The organism is Kitasatospora sp. NPDC090091, assembly GCF_044747365.1.
Lineage (GTDB): Bacteria > Actinomycetota > Actinomycetes > Streptomycetales > Streptomycetaceae > Kitasatospora.
In genome coordinates this window covers 74,055-100,057 of the sequence record NZ_JBIVDY010000007.1, presented here as the reverse complement: position 1 = coordinate 100,057, position 26,003 = coordinate 74,055, and the positions used below count along the sequence as shown (strand labels likewise).

Below are 26,003 nucleotides of genomic sequence, written 5' to 3'. Positions count from 1 at the left end.
CTTCCTCGGGGTCCGCGCCCCGGGCGGTGGAGGACGGCAGGAGTTCCTGGCTCCCGCGGCCGCCCGGAACTCCGGTGAACCGCGGTCACAGTGGCGGGACCGCACCGGGCTTGCACCGGTTTCCTCCCCTGCGCCGTCGCTGGCGTGCGGGCGGCCCGCGAGGGGCGCCCGGCAGCATCGTACGGGGTGCGGCTGAGCTGGGGGAGTGCGACCGAGAGTGTGACCTGGAGTACGGGGGCAACCGATCGGATCATCTGTATGCTCGCGGCCATGCCACCGACTCCCGACGCCACGCTGCCGGGCGCCGGCGCGCCCGACCGGGGCCGCGCGGACGCCTGTCCGGGGGCCCTTCGTCTGCACACCGCCGACGACGGCGCCCTGGCGCGGGTCCGCCTGCCCGGCGGTCTGCTGACGGAACCTCAGGCGCTCGCGCTGGCCGAGGCCGCGGTGGCGCTCGGTGACGGCGGGCTGGAGGTCACCTCGCGCGGCAACGTCCAGCTGCGCGGCCTCGCCGCCGGCTGCGGTGCCGAGCTCGGTGCCCGGCTGCGGGCGGTGGGACTGCTGCCCTCGGACACCCACGAGCGGGTGCGCAACATCGTCGCCTCCCCCGGCCCCGGCACCGGCCACGCCGACGTGCGGGCCTGGGCGCGCGAGCTGGACGCGAAGCTCTGCACGAGCCCCTGGGCGACCGGACTGTCCGGCAAGTTCCTGTTCGTCCTGGATGACGGGCGCGGGGACGTGGCCGCACTGAACGCCGATGTGACGTTGATCGCAGGCCCGGCCGGCACCGCCCTGCTGCGCCTCGGGAACGCGCCCACCGCGCGCCCGGTGCCGGCCGACCGGGCGGTGGACGCGGCGCTGGCGGCCGCCCGGGAGTTCCTGGACGCGCTGCGCGCCGCCGGCCGTACCGCCTGGCACCTGCGGGAGGTCCCCGAGCTGCTGGAACCGGGCGCCGCCGAGCTGCCGGCCTTCGCCGCCGCGCCCCCGGCGCTCGGCGCACTGCCCGGCGGCCTGGCGGTCGGCCTGCGCTTCGGCCGCTGCGGCGCCGCCGCGTGGCGGGCGCTGGTCGACGCGGCCGAGGGCGAGCTGCGGCTCACCCCGTGGCGCGCGGTGGTGCTGCCCGGCGCGCCCGCCGAGCGGCTGGCCGGCCTCGGCGCGGCCGGCTTCCGGACCGCGACCGGCACGGCCTGGGACGGCGCGAGCGCCTGCACCGGCCTGCCGGGCTGCGCGAAGTCCCTGGCCGACGTCCGGGCCGACGCGGCCCGGGCGCTGGCGGCGGCCCCGGCCGCCGGCCTGCCGGTGCACTGGTCGGGGTGCGAGCGGCGCTGCGGCCACCCGGCCGGGGAGTGGGTCGACGCACTCGCGACCGGGCAGGGATACCGGGTGACGGTGGCGGGCGCGCCGCAGGGGCGCGGCACCGCCGTGGATGTGACGAACGAGGAGATGGCCGAGGCGGTCGCCGAGGCCCGGAGGACCACGAAGTGATCGAGTACGAGAAGGACGGCGCGTCAATCTACCGCCAGTCCTTTGCCACCATCCGGGCCGAGGCCGAGCTGGCCGCCCTGCCCGCGGACGTCTCCCAGGTCGCGGTGCGGATGATCCACGCCTGCGGCATGACCGACCTGGTCGAGGACCTGGTGTACTCGCCGGGCGTGGTCGCCTCGGCCCGCGCCGCGCTGCACGCCGGCGCGCCGATCCTCTGCGACGTGAACATGGTCGCCAGCGGCGTCACCCGCAAGCGGCTGCCCGCCGACAACGAGGTGGTCTGCACCCTCACCGACCCGTCGGTGCCGGAGCTGGCCCGCAAGATGGGCAACACCCGCAGCGCCGCCGCCATGGAGCTGTGGCTGCCCCGGTTGGAGGGCGCGGTGGTCGCCGTCGGCAACGCGCCGACCTCGCTGTTCCGGCTGCTGGAGCTGATCGAGGCGGGCGCGCCGCGCCCGGCCGCGGTGATCGGCGTCCCGGTCGGCTTCATCGGCGCGGCCGAGTCCAAGGAGGCCCTGGCCGTGCACCCGTCCGGCCTGGAGCACCTGGTGGTGCGCGGCCGGCGCGGCGGCAGCGCGATCGCCGCCGCCGCCATCAACGCGATTGCGAGCGAGGAAGAGTGACGGACGATCAGGCAACCACCGGCCGGCTGTACGGGGTCGGGCTCGGCCCGGGCGACCCGTCCCTGGTCACCGTCCGCGCCGCCGAACTGATCGGCAAGGCCGACGTGGTGGCGTACCACAGCGCCCGGCACGGCCGCTCGATCGCCCGGTCGATCGCCGAGCGCTACCTGACGGGCGGCCAGATCGAGGAGAAGTTGGTCTACCCGATCACGGTCGAGACCACCGACCACCCCGGCGGCTACCGCGGCGCCCTCGACGACTTCTACGAGGAGGCCGCCGCCCGGCTGGCCGCCCACCTGGACGCCGGCCGCGACGTCGTCGTGCTGGCCGAGGGGGACCCGTTCTTCTACGGCTCCTACCAGCACATGCACAAGCGCCTGGCGCACCGCTACCCGACCGAGGTGGTCCCCGGCGTCACCTCCGTCAGCGCCGCCGCGGCCCGGCTCGGCCAGCCGCTCACCGAGGCCGAGGAGACCCTCACGGTCATCCCGGGTACCTTGCCCGAGGAGGAGCTGACCGCCCGGATCGCCTCCGCCGACTCCGCCGTGATCATGAAGCTGGGCCGGACCTTCCCGGCCGTCCGCCGCGCCCTGGAGCGGGCCGGCCGGCTGGAGGACGCCCGGTACGTCGAGCGCGCCTTCATGGACGGCGAGCGCACCGCGCCGCTGGCCGAGGTGGACGCGGAGACCGTGCCGTATTTCTCGGTGGCCGTGCTGCCCAGCAAGGTCGCGCCGCTGGAGCCGCAGGTGCGGCTCACCGACGGCACGGGCAGCGTCACCGTCATCGGCACCGGCCCGGCCGGCCCGCTCTGGCTCACCCCCGAGGCGCGCGGCGCCCTGGCCGCCGCCACCGACCTGGTCGGCTACACCACCTACCTGGACCGGGTGCCCGTCCGCCCCGGCCAGCAGCGGCACGGCTCCGACAACAAGGTGGAGTCCGAGCGGGCCGAGTTCGCCCTCGACCTGGCCCGCCGCGGCCACCGGGTCGCGGTGGTCTCCTCCGGCGACCCGGGCGTGTTCGCGATGGCGACCGCCGTCCTGGAGGTGGCCTGCGAGGAGGCCTACCGGGACGTCCCGGTCCGGATCGTGCCTGGGATGACCGCCGCCCACGCGGCCGCCTCCCGCGCAGGGGCCCCGCTCGGCCACGACTACGCGGTGGTCTCGCTCTCCGACCGGCTCAAGCCCTGGGACGTGGTGGCCAAGCGGCTGCGCGCGGCCGCCGAGGCGGACCTGGTGCTCGCCCTCTACAACCCCGGCTCGCAGTCCCGCACCACCCAGGTCGGCCGCGCCCGGGACCTCCTGCTGGAGTACCGCGCGCCGGAGACCCCGGTGGTCATGGCCCGCGACGTCGGCGGCCCGACCGAGCGGATCCGCACGGTCCGCCTCGGCGACCTGGACCCCGCGCAGGTCGACATGCGCACCATCCTGCTGATCGGCTCCTCCCAGACCCGGGCCGTCGAACGCGGCAACGCCACCGAGGTCGTCTGGACGCCGCGCCGCTACCCGGAGGCGTGAGCACCGGGGGCGGGCCGGGGCCGTCGCCCCGGCCCGCCCCGGCCGCGGCGGTCCCGGAGTGGTTCTCAGTCGCGGTAGACCGCTGAACGACGGCCGATCCGGATCACCAACACGACCAGCCGCCCGCTGTCCACGGTGTAGATCAGGCGGTGGTCGCCGACCCTGAGCCGCCTGTGCTCGGGCAAGCCGACCAAGGCCGTGGTGTGGAAGCCGTAGGGGTCCTGCTCCAGCTCGGCCAGCTTCCGCAGGATCGTGATGGCGGTGGCTCGCGAGAGCTTCTGCAGCTCGCTTCGTGCGGACTCCGTGAACCGTGTCGTGTACTTCACTCGGGCCTGGCCAGGGTCTCGGCCATGACCTCGTCCAGCGAGTACGTGGGCTCGTTCCGGCGCTCTTCGATCAGACGCGCCAGCTCCCGCTCCTCCCACTGCCGGTACTCGCGCAGTAGCTCTATCGGGACGACGGCGGCCACCTCGCGACCGCGCCGAGTGATGACCGTGGGTTCGTCGTGCTCGGCGCGATCGATCACCCGGGCGAAGTGCTCCCGGGCTTCACGGACGGACACCGACTCCACGGGCTGCTCGCTCATGGAGCCAAGTGTAGGAAGTGTTCCATGTGTACAAAAGCTCCCGCGTGGACGGCCGCCCCAGCTGGGTCGATGCCCGGCCGGGCAGGGAAGATGGGGGCGTCCGGGAACAGGGTGCGTGGCGAGGAGCGGTCGTGAGTGAGGTCGGTGGTCGGGCCGGGCAGCTGCGGAGCAGCGGACTGCGGCACGGGTGGACGACCGGGGCGTGCGCGACCGCGGCGACCAGGGCGGCGTACCAGGCGCTGCTGACCGGGGAGTTCCCCGACCCGGTGGTGATCACGCTGCCCAAGGGCCAGCAGCCGGCCTTCGCCCTGGCCGCGGAGCGGCTGGCGGACGGGCCCGGCGGCCCGCGGGCGACGGCCGGGGTGGTCAAGGACGCCGGGGACGATCCGGACGTGACGCACGGCGCGCTGATCCGCTCCACGGTGTGGGCGGGGGAGCCCGGCTCCGGGGTGGTCTTCCGGGCCGGGCCCGGGGTCGGCACGGTGACCAAGGCCGGCCTGCCGCTGCCCGTCGGCGAGCCCGCCATCAACCCGGTGCCCCGGCAGATGATGCGGGACGCGGTGGCCGAGGTGGCCGCCGAGTTCGGCGCGGCCGGGGACGTCGTGGTGGAGATCTCGGTGGACCACGGCGAGGAGATCGCCCGCTCCACCTGGAACCCCCGGCTGGGCATCCTCGGCGGCCTCTCCATCCTCGGCACCACCGGCATCGTCGTCCCCTACTCCTGCTCGGCCTGGATCGACTCCATCCGGCGCGGGGTCGACGTGGCCCGGGCCGCCGGGCGGACCCACGTCGCCGGCTGCACCGGCTCCACCTCGGAGAAGGTCGCCGTCGCCGAGCACGGCCTGCCCGAGGACGCGCTGCTGGACATGGGCGACTTCGCCGGCGCCGTCCTGAAGTACCTCAAGCGCCACCCGGTGCCCCGCCTCACCATCGCGGGCGGCTTCGCCAAGCTCTCCAAGCTCGCCGCCGGCCACCTCGACCTGCACTCGGCGCGCTCCCAGGTGGACAAGGGCTACCTGGCGGAGCTGGCCCGCCAGGGCGGCGCGGGCCCGGAGTTGGTGCAGGCGGTGGCCGTCGCCAACACCGCGTTGGAGGCCATCCAGCTCTGCCGCGCGGCCGGCGTGCCGCTCGGCGACCTGGTCGCCGAGGCGGCCCGGGCCACCGCGCTCGGCGTGCTGCTCGGCTCGCCGGTCGCGGTGGACGTCATCTGCATCGACCGGGCCGGCACCGTCGTCGGCCGGGCGGAGCCGCTGGGGCCCGCGCCGGCCTGACCGTCCCTTTGCCGGAGGGTATGAACCATCGCCATGATGTGAAGATCTGACGTCCATACGGGGTGAGAAACGGACAAATGTGGCGCGGTGTCCGCCCTTGATTCTGGTGCTATCTCAGCCATGAGATATGGTCTGCCGGGTGACAGGCGACTACCTCACCCGTATCGGCACCCTCATCCGTACCGCGCGTCAGCACCGTGGTTGGTCCCAGGCCCAGCTCGGCGAGGCCCTCGGCACCAGCCAGAGCGCGGTCAACCGCATCGAGCAGGGCAAGCAGAACGTCAGCCTTGAGATGATCGCGCGCATCGGCGAAGCACTGGACAGCGAGATCGTCTCGCTCGGCTACGCCGGTCCGATGCACCTGCGGGTCGCCGGCGGCACCCGGCTCTCCGGCGCGATCGACGTCCGCAGCAGCAAGAACGCCTGCGTGGCGATCCTCTGCGCCTCGCTGCTGACCACCGGCCGCACCACCATCCGGCAGGTCGCCCGGATCGAAGAGGTCTACCGCATCCTTGAGGTGCTCACCAGCATCGGCGTCAAGAGCCGCTGGACCAACGACGGCCGCGACCTCGAACTCACCCCGCCCGCCGAGCTCGACCTCGCGGCGATGGACGTCGAGGCCGCCCGCCGCACCCGCAGCGTCCTGATGTTCCTCGGCCCGCTGATGCACCGCGCCGACAAGTTCGCCATCCCGTACGCCGGCGGCTGCGACCTCGGCACCCGGACCGTCCAGCCCCACCTCACCGCGCTGCGCCGGTTCGGCCTGGAGGTCGCCACCACCGGCGGCGCCTACCACGCCTCGGTCGAGCCCGGCACCCCGATGGACCGGCCGATCGTGCTGACCGAGCGCGGCGACACCGTCACCGAGAACGCCCTGCTCGCCGCCGCCCGGCACGACGGCGTCAGCGTCATCCGAAACGCCAGCCCCAACTACATGGTCCAGGACCTCTGCTTCTTCCTGGAGCGGCTGGGCGTCAAGATCGAGGGCATCGGCACCACCACCCTCACCGTGCACGGCGTGCCCGAGATCACCTGCGACGTCGACTACACCCCGGCCGAGGACCCGGTGGAGGCGATGAGCCTGCTCGCCGCCGCCGTCGTCACCTCCTCCGAGCTGACCGTCCGCCGGGTGCCGATCGAGTTCCTGGAGATCGAGCTCGCGGTGCTGGAGGGCATGGGCCTCGACTACGACCGCACCCCCGAGTACCGCGCCCACAACGGCCACACCCGGCTGGTCGACCTGACCGTGCGCCCGTCCAAGCTGACGGCGCCGATCGACACCATCCACCCGATGCCCTTCCCGGGCATCAACATCGACAACGTGCCGTTCTTCGCCGCGATCGCGGCGGCCGCCCACGGCACCACGATGATCCACGACTGGGTCTACGACAACCGCGCCATCTACCTCACCGAACTCACCCGGCTCGGCGCGGACATCAAGCTGCTCGACCCGCACCGCGTCCTGATCCAGGGCCCGACCCGCTGGCGCGCCGCCGAGATGGTCTGCCCGCCGGCGCTGCGCCCGGCCGTGGTCATCCTGCTCGCGATGCTCGCCGCCAAGGGCACCTCGGTGCTGCGCAACGTGTACGTCATCAACCGCGGCTACGAGGACCTCGCCGAGCGCCTCAACTCGATCGGCGCCCAGATCGAGACCTTCCGCGACATCTGACGGCACGTCAATCCTGTTGCTGCCGGCCGGCCTCACCCGTCGAGGCCGGCTGGCAGCGCGGCTGTGCTCAATCCGCTGGCCAGGTACTCCACGAACAGCCGGTTGTTCAGCGCCCACGGTGAGCGCCGCTCGCGGATCAGCTCCACCGCCCGGTCGGCCGGGTGGCCGAGCTCCACCAGTGCCTGGGCGACCACCAGTCCGGAGCGGTTGTAGCCGGAGTGGCACCGGACCAGGACGCGCCGTCCCTGCCGGACGGCCTCGGCGGTGTGCGTCGCCGCCTCCCCGACGGCCAGCAGCTGCCCGGCGGAGAGCGGCCCGTCCGGCACCTCCCGGACGAGGTGCTCCACCCCGGGCGCCGGCCCGTGCCCGGCCCGGGTGAAGAGGCTCACCACCAGGTCGAACTCCCGCTCCACGAGCACCGGTTCGAGCGGTCGGCCGGGCGGGGTGATGAAGTGCCCGCCCATCCAGAGCCCGGGCGCGATCTCGCTCCACCGCCCGGTCGGCCCCGGGGTGTCGCGGTCCTTCTGGCGGGTCGGCATTTCGGTTCTCCGTCGCTCGTTCCGGTGCGCCCCGGCTACTCGCCGGTCTCGCCGTCCAGGTGTTCGCGCAGCAGGTCGGCGTGGCCGTTGTGGCGGGCGTACTCCTCGATCATGTGGGTGAGGATCCAGCGCAGCGAGAAGGCCTCCTCGCCGTGGTGTCCGAGGACGTCCAACGAATCGGCGGCGGCGACGAGTTCCCGGGCGTGGTCGCACTCGCCGCGCCAGACGGCGAACGCCTCCTCCGGATCGGCCGTGTCGACGTCGAACTCGGCGAAGCTGCCGTCCGGGTGCTTCCAGAAGCCGGGCAGGGCCTCGTTGTTGAAGGTGTTCCGGAACCAGCCGCGCTCGACCTCGGCGAGGTGGCGGACCAGCCCGAGCAGCGAGAGATCGGACGGCGCCAACACCCGCGCCCGCAGCTGCTCGGTGGTCAGCCCGGCGCACTTCATGGCGAGGGTGTCCCGCTGGAAGTCCAGGAAGCTGGCCAGGGTGGCCCGTTCGTCGGCGGTCTGCTCGGTCCGGGTGCGTGGAAAGTCGCTCATCGCAGCATCGTGGCAGCCCGGAACCGGCATCTGCAGGCGGTTTATCGGATGTCGGACCCGTTCCCGTCCAACCCGTGAGCGCCGAGCCAGCCCAGAGCCGCCGGTACGGACTCGGCGACCGGGACGCCGGCCGGCGGGGCCGGGCGCTGCACGACCACCACGGGCAGGCCGAGTTCGCGGGCGGCGGTGAGCTTGGGCGCGGTGGCGGCGCCGCCGCTGTCCTTGGTGACCAGGACGTCGATCCGGTGCTCGCGCAGCAGCGCCCGCTCGCCGTCCAGGGTGAACGGGCCGCGGTCCAGCAGGACGTCCAGGGCGGTGGGCATCGGCGGCTCGGGCGGGTCGACCGAGCGGGCCAGGAAGTGCAGGCCGTCCAGGTGGGCGAAGGTGCCGATGCCCTGCCGGCCGGTGGTGAGGAAGACCCGCCGGCCGAGCGCCGGTAGCGCGGCGGCGGCCGCGTCCAGATCGGCCACGGGGTGCCAGCGGTCCCCGGCCACCGCGGTCCAGCCCGGCCGGCGCAGCGCCAGCAGCGGCACACCGGTCGCCGCGGCGGCCAGCGCCGCGTTGCCGGAGATGGCCGCGGCGAACGGATGGGTGGCGTCCACGACGGCCTCCACCCGCTCGGCGCGCAGCCAGGCGGCCAGCCCGTCCGGCCCGCCGAAGCCGCCGATCCGGACCTCGCCGGCGGGCAGCCGCGGTTCGGCGACCCGCCCGGCGAGGGAGCTGGTGACCCGCAGCGGTGATCCGGCCAGCGCGGCGGCCAGCGCCCGCGCCTCGGTCGTCCCGCCGAGGATCAGCAGGTGACGCGCCATCACGCCCCGCAGGGCTCGTGCGGCCGCTCGCGGTCCGCGGAGTAGAGGTGGCTGTCGCGGAACTGCTCGGCGGCCAGCGTCCGGCCGACGAGGATCACGGCGGTGCGGACGATCCCCGCCTCCTTCACCTGCCCGGCGATGTCGGCGAGCGTGCCGCGCAGCACCAGCTCGTCGGGCCGGCTGGCCATCGCGACCACGGCGGCCGGGCAGTCGGCGCCGTAGTGCGGCAGCAGCTGCTCCACCACGTCGTCCACGTAGCCGGCGGCCAGGTGCAGCACCAGCAGGGCGCCGCTGCGGCCGAGGGTGGCGAGGTCCTCGCCCTCCGGCATCGGGGTGGCGCGCTTGGCGATCCGGGTGAGGATGACGGTCTGGCCGACGGTCGGCACGGTCAGTTCGCGCTTGAGCGCGGCCGCGGCCGCCGCGAACGCGGGCACGCCGGGGACGACCTCGTACGGGACGCCGGCCGCGTCGAGGCGGCGCATCTGCTCGGCGACGGCGCTGAAGACCGACGGGTCGCCGGAGTGCAGCCGGGCCACGTCCTGGCCGGCCCGGTGGGCGGCGACCAGCTCGGCGGTGATGGCGTCCAGGTCCAGGTTGGCGGTGTCGACCAGCCGGGCGTCCGGCGGGCACTCGTCCAGCAGCTCGCGCGGCACCAGGCTGCCCGCGTAGAGGCAGACCTCGGCGCGGGCCAGCAGGCGCGCGCCGCGCAGGGTGATCAGGTCGGCGGCACCCGGGCCGGCTCCGATGAAGTAGACGGTCACGAGGCGTCCTCCTGGAGGTCGTGCTGGGGGTCGTGGGGCTTGACGGCGGACCACTGGGTGACCGGCATCGCCTGCCGCCAGCCGGTGAAGCCGCCCACCGGGACGGCGTGCGCGGTGGCGATCCGCAGCAGCTCGCCGCCGTGACGGCGGTACCACTCGGTGAGCAGGGCCTCGGACTCCAGCGTCACGGTGTTGGCGACCATCCGGCCGCCCGCCGGCAGCGCGGCCCAGCAGGCCTCCAGCAGGCCGGGCGCGGTGAGGCCGCCGCCGACGAAGACCGCGTCGGGGGTGGGGAGCCCGGCCAGGGCGGCCGGCGCGGGGCCGGTGACCACCTGGAGCCGGGGCACGCCGAGCGCGGCCGCGTTGCGGGCGATCCGCTCGGCCCGGGTGCGGTCCCGCTCGATGCTGACGGCCCGGTTGTCGCGGTGGGCGCGCAGCCACTCGATCGCGATCGAGCCGGAGCCGCCGCCGACGTCCCAGAGCAGTTCGCCCGGCGCGGGGGCGAGCGTGGCGAGGGTGGCGGCGCGGACGTGGCGCTTGGTCAGCTGGCCGTCGCTCTCGTACGCGGCATCGGGCAGGCCGGGCACGAGGGAGCCGCGGGGGCCGTCGGCGGGCAGCTCGACCGCGATCAGGTTGAGCGGGTCGCCGGGCGGGTGCGGCCAGTCGTCGGCCCGGCCGTCCGTCTGCCGCTCGCCGGGCCCGCCGAGCTGCTCCAGCACCCGGAGCCGGGCGGCGCCGTGGCCCCGCGCGGTGAGCAGGGCGGCGACGGCGGCGGGGGTGCGGGCGTCGGCGCTGAGGACGAGCAGCCGGCGGCCGGGGTGCAGGGCGAGTGCGAGGGTCTCCAGGGGCCGGCCGACCAGGCTGACCACCTCGGTGGCCTCCAGCGGCCAGCCGAGCCGGGCGCAGGCGTAGGAGACGGAGGACGGGTGCGGCAGGATGCGCAGCCGGTCGGCGCCGACCGTCTCGGCGAGGGTGCGGCCGATGCCGTGGAACATCGGGTCGCCGCTGGCCAGTACGGCGATGCGGCGGCCGGCGTGCTCGGCGAGCAGTCCCGGCACGGCCGGGCGCAGCGGGGACGGCCACGGCACCCGGGCGGCGGCCACCTCGTCCTCGGGGAGCAGCGCGAGCTGCCGCGGGCCGCCGATCACCACCTGGGCGGCGCGCAGGGCGGCACGCGAGGTGCCGGCGAGGCCGGGCCAGCCGTCGGCCCCGATCCCGACGACGGAGACCGGAGGGGGCAGCTCGGGCACCGGGAGGCTCCTCGGGGGTCGGCGAAGGGTCGGCGAAGGGTGGCCGGGGCAGCCTACCTGGCGGTAGACGGCCTCGGGCAGGTCAGGGTGCGTACGCCCGCCGGTCGGGGACCGCGGCTCTCCGGACCGTGGCCCTCCCGACTGCGGGCGTTCCGGGCCGCGGCTCTCCCGGCGGGGGCGCGGCGCCCCGGCGGGCCGTCAGCGCCGGCGGGCCGTCAGCGCCGGAACCAGTCCCCGGAGGAGACCGGCGCCGGGCGGAGCCGCAACCGGGCGGCGACCGCCGGGCCCGCCAGGTAGACCCAGGCGTCCGCGGTGCGCCCGTCCGGCAGCCGGACGGGCAGCCGACGCCGCACGTACTCGCCGGTCCCGTCGTCCCGGCAGTCCTCCAGCCGGTCGAGCGCCGTGAGCGCGGCGGCGTACGCGCCGGGGCGGATCGCCACCAGCTCGCCGGTGATCCGCTGTTCCGGGTCGGGGTCCGGCACCGCGTACGGGTACCCCGGCCCTGCGTGCAGCACCGCTCCCTCCAGCACGGCCGGCCGGACGTCGGCGCACCGCCCGGCGAGGTGGACGGCCTGGTTGGCGCCCCCGGTGCGCAGCGTGCCGTAGACGAAGAAGGGCAGGGCGGTCACGGGACGCGGACCTCCGATGGCCGGTCGGGAGTGGGAGGGGAGTCGGAGCAGGAGTCGTGACGGGGGCGAAGGCAGGGGCGGGAACAGGAGCGGGAACAGGAGCGGGAACGGGGCCCGAGCGCGCGGGCTCGGCGCTCCGGGGCCCCACGGTACGCCCGCCGCGTCGCGTCGCCGGCCCGGCCGGTCGGATCATCTGGTGATATCTACTGGCGCTCGCGGCGCTGATGCGCTGTCATGACGGGTGAACCGCCAGCACCGTCCGAGGGGGACACCCATGACAGCTCCCGTTTCGCGCCCTTCGAGCACCCCCGTCGACGCCGTCCCGGGGAAGGCCGGAGGCCCGGCGGGCGGGCCGGTTCGGCTGGGCGGTGCGGTCTGGGCGGCGCTCGCCGTGGTGTACGTGGTGTGGGGGTCGACCTATCTGGCGATCCGGATCACGCTGGAGACGATGCCCGGCTTCCTCTCCGCCGGGGCGCGCTTCGTGCTGGCCGGGTCGGTGCTGGCCGGCGTCGTCCTGGTCCGGCACGGCACGGCCGCACTCCGGGTGAACGTCCGGCAGCTGGGTTCGTCGGCCCTGGTCGGCGTGCTCCTGCTGACCGGTGGCAACGGTCTGGTGGTGCTCGGCGAGAACTACATCTCCTCCGGGCTGGCCGCGCTGCTGGTCGCGGCGGTCCCGCTCTGGATGGTGCTGCTGACGGCGGCGGCCGGGAACCGACCGAAGCCGGCCGAGCTGACCGGAGTGCTGCTCGGGCTGGTCGGCCTCGCGGTGCTCTCCGCGCCGGCGATGGGCGGGGGCATCGCGCCGGTCGGCGTGGTCGCGGTCATCGGCGGCACCCTGACCTGGGCGGCCGGCTCGTTCGCCGCCAAGCGGCTCCCGATGCCGGGCAACGTCTTCACGGCGAGCGCCTACCAGATGCTCGTGGGCGGGCTGGGCAACGTGCTGCTCGGACTGGCGCGCGGTGAACAGCGCGGGCTGGACCCGGCCGCCTTCTCCACGCGCTCCTGGCTGGCGCTCGGCTACCTGGTGCTGGTCGGCTCGCTGGTCGCCTTCACCGCGTACGCCTGGCTGCTGCAGTCCGCACCGCTCACCCTGGTGGCCACCTACGCGTACGTGAACCCGGTGGTGGCGGTGGCGCTGGGCTGGCTGGTCCTGGCCGAGCCGCTGACCGGCCCCACGCTGGCGGGCGGGGCGATCGTGGTGATGGGCGTCTGCCTGGTGGTCAGCGGCAGCCGCGCGCCGAGGACATCGGACCGGACGCCGTGGCGGGCCCCGTGGCGGGGACTGCGGCGGACGCCTTCCGGCGGCTGAGGGGCGGGGAGCGCTGCCCGGGCGAGCCCGGCGCCCCGTACTCAACCACTGCAGCTATAGTGCTTTGGCTGTAGTGGTTGTCCCGTGCCTGCTGAAGGAGAATCCGCGCCGTGGCCCAGAACCCTGCCCGCCGTGCCGCCCTCACCGATGCCGCCATCGACGTCCTGGCCCGCGAGGGCGCCCGCGGCCTCACCTTCCGCGCGGTCGACGTCCAGGCCGGCGTCCCGACCGGGACGGCGTCCAACTACTTCGCCAACCGCGAGGACCTGCTCGACCAGACGGCCCGGCAGATCCACCACCGCCTCACCCCGGACCCGGCCGTCATCGCCGAACTGCTGCGGGCCCCGCGCGACCGCGCCCTGGTGGCCGCCCTGATGCACGATCTGATGCGCCGGATCACCGCCGACCGGGCCGGCTACCTGGCCATGCTGGAGCTGCGTCTGGAGGCCACCCGCCGGCCCGGACTGCGCACCGCCCTCACCGCCACGATCCGGGACGAGCTGGAGGCCAACATCGCCTACCACCTGAGCGAAGGCATGCCGGGCGGCCGCGAGACCGTCGTCGCGCTCTACCTGGCGATGACCGGCCTGATCCTCGAACACCTCACGCTGCCCGAGGTGTTGGGCACGGACGGGCTCGGGGCGCTGATCGACTCGCTGGTCGAGCGGATCGTCCCGGCAGCCTGAGCCCGCGGGCATGCGCCTGAGCCCGCGGGCATGCGCCTGAGCCTGCGGGCGCGCGCCTGAGCCTGCGGGCGCGCGGCGCCGGTGCCCCGGGCACCCTGCCCGGGAGCTCAGCCCTCCGCCCGCTCCCGGGCCGCCGCCAGGACCGGCCGCAGCAGGCCCAGCACCTCGGTGAGGCCGCCGTCCTCGCTCACCAGCACACCCATCGACCGCAGCCGCGCCAGGCTGTCCGCGTACGCGGGGTGGGCGGCCTGGGCCGGGCTGAGGACGGGGCGCACGGCCGTCGGCACGCCCAGCCCGTACGCCTCGCAGAGGATGCCGAGGGCCAGTGTGTCCGAGATCCCGGCGGCCCACTTGTTGACGGTGTTGAACGTCGCGGGCGCCACGGCTATCGCGTCCGGCGGCGGCAGCGGCTTCGGCTCGCCGGGCTTGCGCCAGGCCGAGCGGACCGGATATCCGGTCCGCTCGGCGAGCGCGGCCCCGTCGACGAGGGCGAGCGCGTCGGGCGTGGCGACGGCGCCGACCTCCCAGCCCTCGGCCTGGGCGGCGGCGATCAGCGCCGGCGCCTCGGGCGCGCGGCCCGAGGCGCAGACGACGACGTAGAGGAAGGGCACGGGTCGGCTCCCTGGCGTGGTGGCGGCGGTGGTTCGGGTGGGTGGTGCTGGTGCTGGTGCCGTGGCCGGCGGCGCCGTTCGCGGGCCGCCGCCGGGTCCATCATCCTGGTCCCGGCCCGCCCGCCCCAGGCCCCGCGGCGGCATGACCCCGACCCCAGGACCCCGGCGCCCGCCCGCCGACGCGGGCTGTCGCGCTCAGACGGCCGGACCGACCCAGCCGACGAGCAGGGCGCTCAGCGCGACGCCCGGTCCGAGGCCGAAGACCAGCCCGCGCGCTCCGTCCGCCGGGGGCGCGCAGTGGGTGCGCGCGAGCACGGAGAAGATCGTCGCGCCGCCCAGGTTGCCCTCCTCGCCGAGCACCCCCTTGGAGTGGCGCAGGAACTCCTCGTCCAGGCCGAGCAGGACGCCGAGCCGGTCGAGGATCGCCGGTCCGCCCGGGTGCAGCACGCCGAAGTCCAGCTCCCGGCCGCCGTGCTTGTCCAGCCAGTCGAGCAGCGCCGGGCCCAGGTCGGTGACGGAGCGCAGCGAGGCGCGGGTGGAGGCGAAGTGGTCCCCCCGCCCGTCGGTCAGCTTCCGGTACCGGTCGGTGGTCTGCGGGATGGTGTACTCGAAGGCGTGGTCGAGGCGGAGCCCGGGCGTGCGCTGCTCCGCGGTGACGACGGCCGCGGCCACCGCGTCACCCCAGAGCGCCTTGTAGATCTGGTCCTCGATCGAGGTCTGGCTGTCCTGGTAGAGCGAGGAGAGCGATTCGGCGGCGACCACCAGGACGACCGCCCCGGGGTGCCGGGCCAGGTACTCCTCGGCCATGATCAGCACGTGCGCGCCGCCCGCGCAGGCCAGTTGGGTGAGCGGCCGGCGGCTGATGTCGGGGCGCAGCCCGATTCGCTGCTGCAGTTGGACGTCCAGACCCGGTACGCCGTCGCCGGTGGCACTGGTGACGATGACGCAGTCGACGTCGTCGGCCGTCACCCCGGCGTCCGCCATCGCCGTGGCCACGGCGCGCTCGGCGGCGGCCAGCAGGTCGGCCATCACGGTGGTCTTGCGCTCGGCGGCGGTGCGGTCGGGGGAGGTGACCAGCTCGTACGGCTGGAAGTACCGCCTGGTGCCGGGCAGGTTGCCCAGGGCCATCCGGACGGTCTGGGCCTGGCGCGCCGAGTAGCCGGGGTTGCGGGCGAGGATGTCGTCCCGGATCCGTTCGGCCCGGACGACGTATTGGCCGACGATCAGGGCGGGACGGCTGAGGTAGGCGGTGGTAGGCATGGCGCGGAGTCCTCGGAGGCGGTCGGTACCGCGCCCGGTCGGGCACGGCAGCCGGCGCCGGTGCGGCGGCCGGACGAATGCCGGTGCGCCGCCTCGCACCGTGCCGTCCTCGGCTGCCCCCGCCCGGACACAGACGCTCCCACGCTACCCGGCCGTCCCGCCCGCCCCGGCCGGACGGCCGCGCGGGTCCCGCATCCCGGGACGCGGGTCGGACAGGGCCGAGGGGCCTTGCCGCCGCCGGCCCCTACCGCGCGAACGGGGGCCGGCCGGTCCACCAGTTGCCGGGCGCCTCGGGGTCGCGGCTGGTCCAGAACTCGATGATGGCGCTGGTGAACTCGGCGGCGGAGAGCCGGCCGTCGCCGTCGCGGTCGAGCCGCCGGAAGGCCTCGTCGGCGTCGTCGCGGGAGAGCCCGGCGAAGTGGCCGCGCTGGAAGACGAAGAACTCGCCGGCGTCGACCGTCCCGCTCTTGCTGGTGTCGGCGACGGCGAGGAAGGCCCCGGCCAGCGCGCCCAGGCTGGCCTGCGCGGCCTCCGGGTCGTCGGCGAGCGAGCTGGTCGAGGTGACGAACTGCTCGCGGGTGATCGCCTGGGTGTCGGCGGGCAGGTGGGCCAGGTGCAGGTCGTGCCAGATCGTCAGGTAGGCGCGGACGATCCAGGCCTCGGCCTCCGACCCCTCCGGGTGCCCGAGCGAACGTGCCACCGAGTGGCCCATCAGCACGTGGTCCCGCTCGGTCAGCAGTCCGTCGCCGTCGGCGTCGAGGTGGTCGAAGCCGTGGTGGATCTTCGCCATGAGCAGGTCGTCCGACACAAGTGGCCCCTCGGGGTTGGTGATCACTCCTGCTCGCACGCTAGTGCCTCCGGGGGCGGCCGCGCAGCCGAACGCCGGGGGAGCGGACGCACGCCCGGCGCACCGCCTCCCGCCTGCACGTCCCGGCCCGCCCCCGCACGTCCCGGGCACCCTCGCGGTGCGCTGCGGCCGGGCGCGGCCACGGGCCGGCGGGGGCGGGGAACGGGGGCGGCAGGGGGCGGCCGGAGCGGCAACAGGGAGGGCAACCGGGGCGGCAACAGGGGGGCAACAGTGGCGGCCCGTCCCGAAGTCTGAGACCGCCGCCGCCGTTCCCCCGGTGTTGATACGATCCGGGCGAGCCGCGACTGGCGCGCACGGATGGAATCAACCATCGGGAAGCGGCTCCGTGGAACGCCACGTCAAGTTGCCGAGCGCCTGGGCCGTCCGAACGCGTCACGAGGACACGAGGAGACCGCCTTGGCCGCCCAGCAGCCCCACACCACCGCGAGCGCCGTCGCCAACACCGCCTTCCGCAGCGCCCTGGACACCGTCCGCGAGGTCGAGCCGCGGATCGCCGCCGCGATCGGCCAGGAGATCGAGGACCAGCGCTCCTCGCTCAAGCTGATCGCCAGCGAGAACTACGCCTCCCCGGCCGTCCTGCTGGCCATGGGCAACTGGCTCAGCGACAAGTACGCCGAGGGCACCGCCGGCCGCCGCTTCTACGCCGGCTGCCGCAACGTCGACACCGTCGAGACCATCGCCGCCGAGCACGCCCGCGCCCTCTTCGGCGCCGACCACGCGTACGTCCAGCCGCACTCGGGCATCGACGCCAACCTGACCGCCTTCTGGGCCGTCCTCTCCCAGCGGGTCGAGAGCCCGGCCCTGGAGCGCGCCCGGGTGCGCAACGTCAACGACCTGACCGACCAGGACTGGGCCGAGCTGCGCCGGGAGCTGGGCAACCAGCGGATGCTCGGGATGTCCCTGGACACCGGCGGCCACCTCACCCACGGCTTCCGGCCCAACATCTCGGGCAAGATGTTCGACCAGCGCAGCTACGGCACCGACCCGGCCACCGGCCTGATCGACTACGACGCGCTGCGCGCCACCGCCAAGGAGTTCCGCCCGCTGATCCTGGTGGCCGGCTTCTCGGCCTACCCGCGGCTGGTGAACTTCCGCCGGATGCGCGAGATCGCGGACGAGGTCGGCGCGACCCTGATGGTCGACATGGCCCACTTCGCCGGCCTGGTCGCCGGCAAGGTGCTCACCGGCGATCACGACCCGGTGCCGCACGCCCAGATCGTCACCACGACCACCCACAAGTCCCTGCGCGGCCCGCGCGGCGGCATGGTGCTCTGCGCCGCCGAGCTGGCCGAGCACGTCGACCGCGGCTGCCCGCTGGTGCTCGGGGGCCCGCTCTCGCACGTGATGGCCGCCAAGGCCGTCGCCTTCGCGGAGGCCCGCCGCCCGGAGTTCCGGGCCTACGCCCACCAGGTGGTCGACAACGCCCGGGCGCTCGCCGAGGGCCTGCTGCGGCGCGGCGGCAAGCTGGTCACCGGCGGCACCGACAACCACCTCGTCCTCGCCGACGTCACCGGCTACGGCCTGACCGGGCGCCAGGCCGAGGCCGCGCTGCTGGACTCCGGCATCGTCACCAACCGCAACTCCGTCCCGCAGGACCCGAACGGCGCCTGGTACACCTCCGGCGTCCGGTTCGGCACGCCGGCGCTCACCACCCGCGGCCTCGGCACCGCCGAGATGGACGAGGTCGCCGCCCTGGTCGACACCGTCCTGCGCGGCACCTCCCCGGTCACCACCGCCGCGGGCGCCCCGTCCAGGGCCCAGTACACCCTGGACGCCGCCCTGAGCGAGGGCGTCGCCAAGCGCGCCGCCGACCTGCTGTCCGGCTTCCCGCTCTACCCGGGCGTGGACCTGGTCTGACGCCCGGCGCCGCCGGACGCAGGGGCCCTGCGTCCGGCGGCGCCGGCCGGCTCAGTACTGCAGGGACTTGCACTGCAGGAACTCCTCCAGGCCGTGCCGGCCCAGCTCGCGGCCGGGGCCGGAGCTCTTGTAACCGCCGAACGGGGCCAGCGGGCGGAGATCTCCTCCTGGTGCGCGGCCAGGCCGTCGCGCAGCCGGGTGAGCGGGACCAGCCGCTCCTCCCGGGTGGTCGCGCCCCAGGCCCGAGCGGCCCGGCGGGCGGCCGCGACGGCGGGCTCCACGTCGGCCGCGCCGCCGGCCGCAACGGTGGCCAGCACCCGCTCGGTAGCCGGATTCAGCACCGTGATCGAGCCGGTGTCCAGCGAGGGGTGCCAGCCGCCGTCGATGTACTGGTCGCCGTGAGTTCCGTACGGGACGGCGTCCTCCGTGCGCTGGTGGTCCGTGTGCTGCTGCACCGGCTGGTCCTTTCGTGTGATCGGCGGTTCTCCTGACATCGCTGGTCGGAGGCCGGTCAAGGACGGCCGGGCAGACCTGCGCAAGAGCCGGATCCGGCGTCCCACCTGGCCGGAGACCGCCTCCGCCGCCCCGCGCGGGCGGATCGTCGGCGTGCGCAGGTGCCGCAGGAGGTTGGCGTGCGACGGGTGGTGCGCGTTCCCCTTCGTTTCCATGCCACCGTTCGCCCCTTCCCGGCGGATTGACGGGTCGCGGCCGATTCCTTGTGCAAAAGCTCCTCAACTCCGGTCACCGGAGGGTAGATTGCAGCGCACTCGGGCCTTCGGCAGTGGTGCCGGTGGCGAGTCCGGGCGGGCTTTCGCCGTGCCGGTCCGCCGGCTCCTCCGGATGATGGGTGGGAGACCGTTCGCGGTCCGGGACCCGCCGCCCCGAGTCCAGGGACCGTTCCCATCGGTCGTCCGTACCGTGTAAGGAGCTACCTCGTGACAGACGCCGCCTTGCGCACCGAGCAGCACCGGCCCGCCGAACCAGCCGTGCTCGATGACGTCCCCGGCTGGTTCTGGGACCACGACCGCCACCTGTTCGAGTGGTTCCTCACCCGGCAGGAGAAGGCGGGGGTGACCGGCGACCTGCTGGAGATGGGCGCCTACCTGGGGCGCAGCGCCATCGTCATCGGTAACCACCTGCAGCCGTCCGAGAGCTTCACCGTCTGTGACCTCTTCGACTCGGACGCCCCGGACGACGAGAACGCCGCCGAGATGGAGATGTCCTACCGGAAGACGCTGACCAGGTCCGCGTTCGAGGAGAACTACCTCTCCTTCCACGACGAGTTGCCCGAGATCATCCAGGCGCCGACCTCCACCCTGGCCGGCGGCCGGATCCCGGCCGGCGCCTTCCGTTTCATCCACATCGACGCCTCGCACCTGTACGAGCACGTGGTGGGCGACCTTCAGGTGGCCCGGGTGGCGCTGCAGCCGGAGGGCGTGGTGGTCCTGGACGACTACCGTTCGGCGCACACGCCCGGCGTGGCCGCCGCGACCTGGGAGGCCGTGTTCAACCACGGCCTGAAGCCGATCGTGCTGACCGAGGGCAAGTTCTACGGCACCTGGGGCGACCCCGAGCCGGCCCAGCGCGACCTGCTGGACCGGGTGGACCTGTCCGAGGACTGCGACATCACGGTCGAGCTGCTGAACGGCCGGCGCCTGGTGCGCATCGGCAACAATCCGCTGCGGATCGCCCCGTTCCGGCCCTCCCGCCACCACGACCGGCTGGCCGCAGAGGCCACCCGCCGCGAGGCCGAGCAGACGGAGGAGGAGAAGCTGCGGACACAGCGCGCGGCCGCGGCCGACCTCGACGCCCGCCGCGTCCGCGCGGCCGAGCGCCGGCGCCCGGTCAACGTCGCCAAGCGCGTCGCCGGAGACCTCCTCCCCCCGGTCGTCACCTCCGCCATCCGCCGCGCCCGCCGCGGCTGACGGCGTCGACGCCCGACCCCCCTCGGTTGCCGTGATCCGCTGAACCACCAGGTCACTGAGCCACCGAGTCGCCGAAGCACCGATCCGCCGGGCGCCGAACGGGCGCCGAACCGCGTCCGTCGCCCGCGTACCCGGCGGTGCGCCCGAGAGCCGCGTGGCCCTGTGCCGCGCGGCTCTCGCCGTTCCCGCTCCCGGGCGGAGCCTACAGCCCGGGTCCGCGCCGGAAGGCCGGCCGCCACCGGGTTCAGTCCAGGGTCGGCAGCCCCACCTCGGCGCCCAGTACCCCGAGCGTGCGCCGCAGCGCCTCGCGCTCCGTAGCCCCCAGCGCGGCGGTGACCTCCTCGTCCAGCCGGTGCGCGAGTGCCGCGCACTCGGCGAGCAGCGCCCGCCCGGTACCGGTCAGTGCCAGCACCTGGCGCCGCCGGTCCGCCGGGTCGCGGACCCGGTCCACCGCGCCGATCTGCTCCAGGTGGTCGGCCAGCGAGACCACCAGGCTGGGCGCGACCGCCATGGTCCGCGCCAGTTCCAGCTGCGACGGCGGCGCTCCGGAGTCCAGCGCCACCATCAGGCCGACGTGCTTGGGCTTGAGCCCGATCTCCGCCAGCGCCTCGGTGTACCGGGCCGTGACGACACTGCCGAGGGTGCCGAGCCGGAACACCACGGAGGCCGTCAGGGGCGGGGAGGAGGCCGGTGGGGGGTTGACATCGTTCATGCTGGGAACGCTAGCATGCGGGAACCATTCAGAGGCAGAACGATTCGAGGAGTGACTCAATGTTGCGCCGTTCCACGCTCGCCGCCACCGGGGGCATGCGCGCCCTCGCCGTCGCCAACGCGGCCGGGGCCGCGCTCTCCATGGCGTCCGCCGTCGTCGGCCTGCTCTCCCCGGAGCTGGCCCTGCCCGGCACCGCCGAGCAGGCCGGTCCGCTCACCGGGCTGTACGTCCAGGCGTACGTGGCCCGCGCCCTGCCGCTCGGCGCGGCCCTGCTGCACCAGCTGCTCGTCAGCCGGACGGGGCGTGGTCTGGCGCCGCTGCTGCTGGTCGCGGGAGCGGTCCAGGCGGGCGACGCCGCCATCGGCCTGGCGGCCCACAATCCGGGGATGGCCGCCGGCGGCACCGTGCTCGCCGTCCTCCACCTGGGCCTCGCCGCCCGCCTCGCCCGCACCGCGGCCGCCCGTACCGCCGACCCCGCAACCGCCTGACCACCCCGGCGCCGGGAACACCCCTCCCCACGCCGAAGTGCCGGCCGAGTCCACTCGACCGACGCTCCGAAGACCTGCCGGGGTGCCCCCGGCCTCTGCCAGGAGGCCTCTCAGGAGGGCGGCATCGGCGGCAGGCTGTCCGGCCGCACGTGTCGGTACACGGTGTGCGCGATGTCCTCCGGCAGCTCGTGCTCCCAGAAGCGCAGAACGGTCCAGCCGGTTCCGGTGAGGTGCTCGGTGGTCTCCAGGTCCCGCGCGAGGTTCTTGTCCAGCTTGGTGCGCCACCAGTCGGCGTTGGCCTTCGGGCTGGTTGCGTGGTCGGGGCACCCGTGCCAGAAGCACCCGTCGAGGAAGACGGCGACGCGCGGGCCGAGGAAGAGTATGTCGACCGTCCGCCGTGGCATCCCGGGCACCTTGGTGTTGACCCGGTAGCGGAGTCCCCACTGATGGAGGAGCCGTCCAGTATTCCGCAAGGCACCGACAGCGATCGACGCCTTCTCGGGCCATGAGGATGCACCGGGCGACAGGGGAGAGGGGCGCGTCGAGCTCGATGCTCGACGCGCCCCTCTCTCCTTTGTCGGTGCGCGGGCCGCTCAGACGCGCGACGTTTCGCCGGCCTGGTGGGGCAGGTGGGCGGTGGCGTCGGGGGTGCCGTCGGCTTCCGCGGCCTCCGCGGCGAGCTCGGCCTTGACGGCGGCGAGGGACGGGTTGTCCCAGGCGCTCGCGACGCCCCACCGGTAGAAGGCGAGCCCGAGAGCCGCGACGATCAGCAGGTCCCAGCCCTCCGGCAGGTAGCCGTGGCCGCCGAAGTCGGCGGAGCCGGCCCAGGAGACGGCGGCCATCACGAACAGGTAGGCGACCATCCAGGCGCCCGCCTTGAGGTGCGGCTTCAGCTCGGCGAACGGCTTGCGCAGCTCGTACCAGGCCCAGATCGGCAGACCGGCCGCCATCAGCAGGATGACCTTGCCGGTCAGCGGCCAGCGGGCCCAGTAGAGCACCAGCGAGCCGAAGACCATGGCGACCGGGGCGACCACCGGCATCGCGCGCAGGCGGACCGGGCGCGGCAGCTCGGGGGCCAGTCGGCGCAGCGCCATGACGGCGACCGGCCCGGTGATGTACGAGATCACGGTGGCCACCGAGACGATCTCGGCGAGCGAGCCCCAGCCGCGGAAGACCGCGAGGAAGAGGAAGGCGATCAGCAGGTTGAGCAGCAGGGCCGGGCGCGGGATGCCGGTCTTCGGGTCCACCCGGCCGAACAGGGACGGCAGGTGGCCGTTCTCCTGCACGCCGTGGATCATGCGCGAGGTGGTGGCGGCGTAGATCATGCCGGTGCCGCTGGGGGAGACGAAGGCGTCCGCGTAGAGCAGCAGGGCCAGCCAGTTCAGGCCCCAGGCGATGGAGAGGTCGGCCAGCGGGGAGGTGTAGCCGAGCGAGCCCCAGCCGCCGGAGAGGTCCGCGGACGGGATGGCGCCCAGGAAGGCGACCTGCAGCGCGACGTAGATCACCAGGGCGATCAGGATCGAGCCGATCACGGCCTTGGGCAGCGACTTGCCGGGGTTGCGCGCCTCGGCGGCCAGGTTCAGCGGGGACTGGAAGCCGTTGAAGGCCCAGACGATGCCGGAGACGGCGACCGCGGTGAAGACCGCGCTCCAGCCGTTCGGCGCAAAGCCGCCGTGGTCGGTGAAGTGGGCGGTGTCGAAGTGGGCGAGCAGCAGAGCGCCCGCCGTCAGCGTCGGCACGACGACCTTGAACACGGTGATCGCGGTGTTGGTCTTGGCGAACAGCGTGATCGCGAACCAGTTCAGCGCGAAGTAGCCGACCAGCAGCACGCTGGCCAGGGCCACGCCACTGACGGACAGCTCCTGCCCGTCGAAGAGGCCCTTGGCCCAGCCGAAGTCCCACGAGCTCATGTACTGGACCGAGGCGGTCGCCTCGCCGGGGATCACCGAGACGATCGCGATCCAGTTGGCCCAGGCGGCCAGGTAGCCCGCCAGCGACCCGTGCGAGTACTGGCCGTACCGGACCATGCCGCCGGCCTTGGGGAACATCGAGCCGAGCTCGCTGTAGGTCAGCGCGATGGTGAGCGCGACCGCGGCCCCGATCACCCACGCCACGATCGACGCGGGGCCCGCCAGTCTGGCCGCGCGCTCGGCTCCGAACAGCCAGCCCGACCCGATGATCGAGCCGAGCCCGACCGCGGTCAGGCTGATGGTGCCGAGCGAACGTCGGTAGTTCTGATGGGAGGCCGTCGATGCCGTCGTCGAATCGGGCGCGCTCAACGAATCGGTCCTCTCTCTCGTCGGGGCCAGGACAAACGCAGAGCAGACTATGGTGCGAAATCGGGCGAAAGCCTCAGATGAAGCTCAGATTGTTCGATCGTTGCCATCTCGTGTCCGACTATCGGAGCACGATGCCCGCAGGTCAGGGGCGTGGCGGCGGCGCACGGCTGCGGCACGGGGCCGGTCGGGGGAGTGGCGTACGCGCCGGCGCGCAGTCGCGTGCCGCGAGGCCGGGAACGGGCCGAGGCCGGAGGCAGGGCCCGAGGCCGCGGCGGAATTTGCGGTGCGGCGGCAGTGCCCCCACCGCAATGCCCCCACCGCAATGCGCCGCAGAGCCGCAAAAGCGGGCCCACAAAGAGAAATTCCCCGTGGGATCTCTTTCGAGTTCCCACGGGGAATCGCCGGTGTCCGAGGGGGGACTTGAACCCCCACGCCCGATAAAGGGCACTAGCACCTCAAGCTAGCGCGTCTGCCATTCCGCCACCCGGACGGGGTGTGTGCTTCGGGGGCTTTTCTCTCGCCCCCTCGGCGACAGAGAGAACATTACCAGGGTTCTGGAGTGCTTCTCACCTGCGTTTCCCCGGTGGGGATCGCGGGGGTGGCCGGGACGGGTCGATGATCTGAGCGAAGCGGTGGTTTCGGGGGCGGGAAGCGGTCGGGTTGAGAGGGTGGAGCGATCGCAATCGGGCGGGAACGATCCGACACGGGCAAGTTGTCGACGGTGCCCCGGACCCCCCGGCGGCTCTCCTAGCCTCTGTGGACCGAGGGCGCCATGAGCGGAACGCCTGATTCCCGGGGTCGCGGACGAAGGGCGGCTGGACGTGGAGCTGGAGCAGATCAGCGGGACGGCGGAGGCCGAGCCGAGACGGGCCGGGGCCGGGCAGCCGGTCGACGGGGTGTGGCGGTTCGCGGTGCCGGCCGCCGAGGCCTCCGTGCCGCGGACCCGGCACGCGGTGCGGGACCGGCTGCTGGCCCAGGGGATGGCCGGGGTGCGCTACCAGGAGCTGGTGGACGACGTGCTGCTGATCGTCTCCGAGCTGGTCGGCAACGCCGTGACGCACGCTGCGGAGCTCTCGCCGGAGGTGACCACCGAGCTGGCGGTGCGGGGCGGCTGGGTGCGGGTCTCGGTCGAGGACGGCGACCCGTACCGGCCGAAGGCGCTGGAGAGTGACACCGGACGGACCGGGGGGCGCGGGCTGCTGCTGGTGAAGAGCGTGACGCTGCAGGCCGGGGGGATCTGCGACGTCGAGCGCACGGGGGAGGGCGGCAAGGTCATCTGGGCCTCGCTGCCCATCCCCGGGCAGGACGCGGACCGGCCCGGGGCCGAGTGACCGCCCGGGCGGTCGAGCGATCGGCCCGAGTGACCGCCCGGAGCCGGACGGCCGGCCCGGAGCCGGAATGACCGGACGCCGGTCGGGTGCCTACCAGTCGCGGCCGGCGATCTCGCGGATACCGGGCAGGGCCGCCTCGAAGACGGTCCGGAACCAGACCGAGAACGGCCGCTCCTCCTGCAGCTCGCGCAGCTCCTGCGCGGTGACGAAGGCGAAGTCGTCCACCTCCTCCGGGTTCGGCCGCACCGGCGCGGTGACCAGCCCGACGAACAGGTGGTTCCACTCCCGCTCGATCAGGCCCGAGGCCTCGTCCGGCAGGTCGTAGCGGACCGTCCCCGCCTCGCAGAGCAGCGCCGGGGCGACGCCCAGCTCCTCGGCGGTGCGCCGGGCGGCGGCGACGAACGGCTGCTCGTCGGGGTAGGGGTGGCCGCAGCAGGTGTTCGACCAGACGCCGGGGGAGTGGTACTTGCCCAGCGCGCGGCGCTGCAGCAGCAGGCGGCCCTGGCGGTCGAAGAGGAACACCGAGAACGCCCGGTGCAGCCGGCCAGGCTGCTGGTGGGCCCAGAGCTTCTCGGCGGTGCCGATGGTCACGCCCTCGTCGTCGACGAGCTCCAGCAGGATCTCCGGCCCGGCGGCTCCGGTCCCGGCCGCGGCAGTCGGGTCGGCCGTCACGTCGGTCTCCACGTCGAGACCGGTGTCGATCTCGGAGGTGAAGTGCGTCGGGCTGGTCGGCAGACTCTGGGGCATGAGGCCTCTTTCGGGGGCAAAGGGAGCACCGGTGGCGTCGTGCTCCAGTCTGCCGTACGGGTGGCGGTGCACAGGGGTCCCACGCACAACCGGGCCGATCATGACCGAACCCGGTCCGATCCCGTCCCCGGAACGGGCAGTGGATTAGCAGAACCGTTCGGGTCCCGTTCGGCCGGCGTTCGATCCGATGGTGCACGCACGGCGAAACCGGCACCCCGGCGGCACTCCTCCTTCACAACCCCCGCCGCACCGGCC

26 protein-coding genes, 1 tRNA gene, 2 pseudogenes and 2 riboswitches are annotated in these 26,003 nt (G+C 74.3%); of the genes and pseudogenes, 11 read left to right on the top strand and 18 right to left on the bottom strand.

What is annotated here, in order from left to right; genetic code table 11:
• Positions 1–40 precede the first annotated feature (40 nt).
• Positions 41–126, bottom strand: a riboswitch (cobalamin riboswitch).
• A 144-nt stretch (positions 127–270) separates the two neighbouring features.
• The 3 genes from ACIPSC_RS14190 to ACIPSC_RS14180 are packed head-to-tail and all read left to right on the top strand — an operon-like array spanning position 271 to position 3,622.
• The gene (locus ACIPSC_RS14190) at positions 271–1,485 is read left to right on the top strand and encodes a hypothetical protein (RefSeq protein WP_400825679.1); all 1,215 of its coding nucleotides are present in this window, start codon (positions 271–273) and stop codon (positions 1,483–1,485) included.
• Entirely contained in the window at positions 1,482–2,108 is a 627-nt protein-coding gene (locus ACIPSC_RS14185; protein WP_400825676.1) for a precorrin-8X methylmutase, read from the top strand. Before ACIPSC_RS14190 ends, ACIPSC_RS14185 begins: the two co-directional genes overlap by 4 nt.
• Entirely contained in the window at positions 2,105–3,622 is a 1,518-nt protein-coding gene (locus tag ACIPSC_RS14180; protein ID WP_400825673.1) for a precorrin-2 C(20)-methyltransferase, read from the top strand. The genes ACIPSC_RS14185 and ACIPSC_RS14180 overlap by 4 nt, the downstream gene beginning before the upstream one ends.
• A 65-nt stretch (positions 3,623–3,687) precedes the next feature.
• Here the strand turns inward: ACIPSC_RS14180 and ACIPSC_RS14175 are convergent, their stop codons facing one another.
• Positions 3,688–3,948 (bottom strand): type II toxin-antitoxin system RelE/ParE family toxin, encoded by a 261-nt coding sequence (locus ACIPSC_RS14175; protein WP_400825671.1) that lies wholly within the window; start codon positions 3,946–3,948, stop codon positions 3,688–3,690.
• On the bottom strand, positions 3,945–4,208 hold the full coding sequence (locus ACIPSC_RS14170; RefSeq protein WP_400825668.1) for a type II toxin-antitoxin system Phd/YefM family antitoxin: 264 nt from the start codon (positions 4,206–4,208) through the stop codon (positions 3,945–3,947). The genes ACIPSC_RS14175 and ACIPSC_RS14170 overlap by 4 nt, the downstream gene beginning before the upstream one ends.
• Before the next feature lie 131 nt (positions 4,209–4,339).
• On the opposite strand from ACIPSC_RS14170, the gene ACIPSC_RS14165 reads away from it, so the two are divergent.
• Together ACIPSC_RS14165 and ACIPSC_RS14160 are read left to right on the top strand one after the other, a co-directional pair.
• Positions 4,340–5,479, top strand: coding sequence for a cobalt-precorrin-5B (C(1))-methyltransferase (locus ACIPSC_RS14165; protein ID WP_400825665.1), 1,140 nt, complete (start codon positions 4,340–4,342; stop codon positions 5,477–5,479).
• Positions 5,480–5,618: 139 nt separating this feature from the next.
• The gene (locus ACIPSC_RS14160; RefSeq protein WP_400825663.1) at positions 5,619–7,148 is read left to right on the top strand and encodes a UDP-N-acetylglucosamine 1-carboxyvinyltransferase; all 1,530 of its coding nucleotides are present in this window, start codon (positions 5,619–5,621) and stop codon (positions 7,146–7,148) included.
• Between the two features lie 32 nt (positions 7,149–7,180).
• Here the strand turns inward: ACIPSC_RS14160 and ACIPSC_RS14155 are convergent, their stop codons facing one another.
• The 6 genes from ACIPSC_RS14155 to ACIPSC_RS14130 form a co-directional block, all read right to left on the bottom strand.
• Entirely contained in the window at positions 7,181–7,687 is a 507-nt protein-coding gene (locus tag ACIPSC_RS14155; RefSeq protein WP_400825661.1) for a protein phosphatase, read from the bottom strand.
• A 35-nt stretch (positions 7,688–7,722) separates the two neighbouring features.
• Positions 7,723–8,226, bottom strand: a complete 504-nt coding sequence (locus ACIPSC_RS14150; RefSeq protein WP_400825659.1) for a DinB family protein — start codon at positions 8,224–8,226, stop codon at positions 7,723–7,725.
• A 41-nt stretch (positions 8,227–8,267) separates the two neighbouring features.
• Positions 8,268–9,035 (bottom strand): cobalt-precorrin-6A reductase, encoded by a 768-nt coding sequence (locus ACIPSC_RS14145; RefSeq protein ID WP_400826089.1) that lies wholly within the window; start codon positions 9,033–9,035, stop codon positions 8,268–8,270.
• Positions 9,035–9,796, bottom strand: a complete 762-nt coding sequence (cobM, locus tag ACIPSC_RS14140; protein WP_400825658.1) for a precorrin-4 C(11)-methyltransferase — start codon at positions 9,794–9,796, stop codon at positions 9,035–9,037. Before cobM ends, ACIPSC_RS14145 begins: the two co-directional genes overlap by 1 nt.
• Positions 9,793–11,046: a precorrin-6y C5,15-methyltransferase (decarboxylating) subunit CbiE gene (cbiE, locus tag ACIPSC_RS14135; RefSeq protein ID WP_400825655.1), complete on the bottom strand. Its 1,254-nt coding sequence runs from the start codon at positions 11,044–11,046 to the stop codon at positions 9,793–9,795. The genes cobM and cbiE overlap by 4 nt, the downstream gene beginning before the upstream one ends.
• A 215-nt stretch (positions 11,047–11,261) precedes the next feature.
• Positions 11,262–11,675 carry a gamma-glutamylcyclotransferase family protein gene (locus ACIPSC_RS14130; RefSeq protein WP_400825653.1) on the bottom strand — a complete coding sequence of 138 codons (414 nt, stop codon included), beginning with the start codon at positions 11,673–11,675 and terminating at the stop codon, positions 11,262–11,264.
• A 274-nt stretch (positions 11,676–11,949) separates the two neighbouring features.
• Between ACIPSC_RS14130 and ACIPSC_RS14125 the strand changes: the two genes are divergently transcribed.
• On the top strand, positions 11,950–12,984 hold the full coding sequence (locus tag ACIPSC_RS14125; protein WP_400825651.1) for an EamA family transporter: 1,035 nt from the start codon (positions 11,950–11,952) through the stop codon (positions 12,982–12,984).
• A gap of 110 nt (positions 12,985–13,094) precedes the next feature.
• Complete coding sequence (locus tag ACIPSC_RS14120) at positions 13,095–13,670, top strand: TetR/AcrR family transcriptional regulator (RefSeq protein ID WP_400825649.1); 576 nt, start codon at positions 13,095–13,097, stop codon at positions 13,668–13,670.
• 107 nt (positions 13,671–13,777) lie between these two features.
• Here the strand turns inward: ACIPSC_RS14120 and ACIPSC_RS14115 are convergent, their stop codons facing one another.
• The 3 genes from ACIPSC_RS14115 to ACIPSC_RS14105 form a co-directional block, all read right to left on the bottom strand.
• Positions 13,778–14,281 (bottom strand): flavoprotein, encoded by a 504-nt coding sequence (locus ACIPSC_RS14115; protein ID WP_400825647.1) that lies wholly within the window; start codon positions 14,279–14,281, stop codon positions 13,778–13,780.
• A 195-nt stretch (positions 14,282–14,476) separates the two neighbouring features.
• Positions 14,477–15,541, bottom strand: coding sequence for a PhlD (locus ACIPSC_RS14110; RefSeq protein WP_400825645.1), 1,065 nt, complete (start codon positions 15,539–15,541; stop codon positions 14,477–14,479).
• 244 nt (positions 15,542–15,785) lie between these two features.
• Positions 15,786–16,388 (bottom strand): EF-hand domain-containing protein, encoded by a 603-nt coding sequence (locus ACIPSC_RS14105; RefSeq protein ID WP_400825643.1) that lies wholly within the window; start codon positions 16,386–16,388, stop codon positions 15,786–15,788.
• Between the two features lie 291 nt (positions 16,389–16,679).
• A riboswitch (ZMP/ZTP riboswitch) is annotated at positions 16,680–16,776 on the top strand.
• A gap of 29 nt (positions 16,777–16,805) precedes the next feature.
• On the opposite strand from ACIPSC_RS14105, the gene ACIPSC_RS14100 reads away from it, so the two are divergent.
• Positions 16,806–18,266: a glycine hydroxymethyltransferase gene (locus tag ACIPSC_RS14100; protein WP_400825641.1), complete on the top strand. Its 1,461-nt coding sequence runs from the start codon at positions 16,806–16,808 to the stop codon at positions 18,264–18,266.
• Positions 18,267–18,317: 51 nt separating this feature from the next.
• Here the strand turns inward: ACIPSC_RS14100 and ACIPSC_RS14095 are convergent.
• Positions 18,318–18,434 (bottom strand): annotated as a pseudogene (locus tag ACIPSC_RS14095) (aldehyde dehydrogenase family protein); the annotation flags it as partial.
• A gap of 47 nt (positions 18,435–18,481) precedes the next feature.
• A pseudogene (locus ACIPSC_RS14090) lies at positions 18,482–18,760 on the bottom strand (aldehyde dehydrogenase family protein); the annotation flags it as partial.
• Positions 18,761–19,201: 441 nt separating this feature from the next.
• On the opposite strand from ACIPSC_RS14090, the gene ACIPSC_RS14085 reads away from it, so the two are divergent.
• Complete coding sequence (locus ACIPSC_RS14085; protein WP_400825639.1) at positions 19,202–20,191, top strand: class I SAM-dependent methyltransferase; 990 nt, start codon at positions 19,202–19,204, stop codon at positions 20,189–20,191.
• 244 nt (positions 20,192–20,435) lie between these two features.
• On the opposite strand, the gene ACIPSC_RS14080 is transcribed toward ACIPSC_RS14085, so the two are convergent.
• Complete coding sequence (locus tag ACIPSC_RS14080) at positions 20,436–20,903, bottom strand: MarR family winged helix-turn-helix transcriptional regulator (RefSeq protein WP_400825638.1); 468 nt, start codon at positions 20,901–20,903, stop codon at positions 20,436–20,438.
• Between the two features lie 59 nt (positions 20,904–20,962).
• Between ACIPSC_RS14080 and ACIPSC_RS14075 the strand changes: the two genes are divergently transcribed.
• Positions 20,963–21,391, top strand: coding sequence for a hypothetical protein (locus ACIPSC_RS14075; RefSeq protein ID WP_400825636.1), 429 nt, complete (start codon positions 20,963–20,965; stop codon positions 21,389–21,391).
• 110 nt (positions 21,392–21,501) lie between these two features.
• Here ACIPSC_RS14075 and ACIPSC_RS14070 read toward each other — a convergent pair whose 3' ends face one another.
• The 3 genes from ACIPSC_RS14070 to ACIPSC_RS14060 all read right to left on the bottom strand — a co-directional run bounded on the left by ACIPSC_RS14070 (position 21,502) and on the right by ACIPSC_RS14060 (position 24,160).
• On the bottom strand, positions 21,502–21,879 hold the full coding sequence (locus tag ACIPSC_RS14070) for a DUF559 domain-containing protein (RefSeq protein ID WP_400826087.1): 378 nt from the start codon (positions 21,877–21,879) through the stop codon (positions 21,502–21,504).
• 105 nt (positions 21,880–21,984) lie between these two features.
• The gene (locus ACIPSC_RS14065; protein WP_400825635.1) at positions 21,985–23,670 is read right to left on the bottom strand and encodes an APC family permease; all 1,686 of its coding nucleotides are present in this window, start codon (positions 23,668–23,670) and stop codon (positions 21,985–21,987) included.
• Positions 23,671–24,075: 405 nt separating this feature from the next.
• A tRNA-Leu gene (locus ACIPSC_RS14060) sits at positions 24,076–24,160 on the bottom strand.
• Between the two features lie 337 nt (positions 24,161–24,497).
• Between ACIPSC_RS14060 and ACIPSC_RS14055 the strand changes: the two genes are divergently transcribed.
• Positions 24,498–25,001 carry an ATP-binding protein gene (locus tag ACIPSC_RS14055; protein ID WP_400826086.1) on the top strand — a complete coding sequence of 168 codons (504 nt, stop codon included), beginning with the start codon at positions 24,498–24,500 and terminating at the stop codon, positions 24,999–25,001.
• Between the two features lie 90 nt (positions 25,002–25,091).
• Here ACIPSC_RS14055 and idi read toward each other — a convergent pair whose 3' ends face one another.
• Positions 25,092–25,748 carry an isopentenyl-diphosphate Delta-isomerase gene (gene idi, locus ACIPSC_RS14050; protein ID WP_400825633.1) on the bottom strand — a complete coding sequence of 219 codons (657 nt, stop codon included), beginning with the start codon at positions 25,746–25,748 and terminating at the stop codon, positions 25,092–25,094.
• Between the last annotated feature and the right edge of the window lie 255 nt (positions 25,749–26,003).

What these genes read in the sequence shown, in the direction of transcription:
- ACIPSC_RS14190 (WP_400825679.1), top strand. Translation starts at nt 271, where the DNA reads ATGCCACCGACTCCCGACGCCACGCTGCCGGGCGCCGGCGCGCCCGAC.
- ACIPSC_RS14170 (WP_400825668.1), bottom strand. Translation starts at nt 4,208, where the DNA reads ATGAGCGAGCAGCCCGTGGAGTCGGTGTCCGTCCGTGAAGCCCGGGAG.
- ACIPSC_RS14155 (WP_400825661.1), bottom strand. Translation starts at nt 7,687, where the DNA reads ATGCCGACCCGCCAGAAGGACCGCGACACCCCGGGGCCGACCGGGCGG.
- ACIPSC_RS14150 (WP_400825659.1), bottom strand. Translation starts at nt 8,226, where the DNA reads ATGAGCGACTTTCCACGCACCCGGACCGAGCAGACCGCCGACGAACGG.
- ACIPSC_RS14145 (WP_400826089.1), bottom strand. Translation starts at nt 9,035, where the DNA reads ATGGCGCGTCACCTGCTGATCCTCGGCGGGACGACCGAGGCGCGGGCG.
- ACIPSC_RS14125 (WP_400825651.1), top strand. Translation starts at nt 11,950, where the DNA reads ATGACAGCTCCCGTTTCGCGCCCTTCGAGCACCCCCGTCGACGCCGTC.
- ACIPSC_RS14110 (WP_400825645.1), bottom strand. Translation starts at nt 15,541, where the DNA reads ATGCCTACCACCGCCTACCTCAGCCGTCCCGCCCTGATCGTCGGCCAA.
- ACIPSC_RS14080 (WP_400825638.1), bottom strand. Translation starts at nt 20,903, where the DNA reads ATGAACGATGTCAACCCCCCACCGGCCTCCTCCCCGCCCCTGACGGCC.
- ACIPSC_RS14075 (WP_400825636.1), top strand. Translation starts at nt 20,963, where the DNA reads ATGTTGCGCCGTTCCACGCTCGCCGCCACCGGGGGCATGCGCGCCCTC.
- idi (WP_400825633.1), bottom strand. Translation starts at nt 25,748, where the DNA reads ATGCCCCAGAGTCTGCCGACCAGCCCGACGCACTTCACCTCCGAGATC.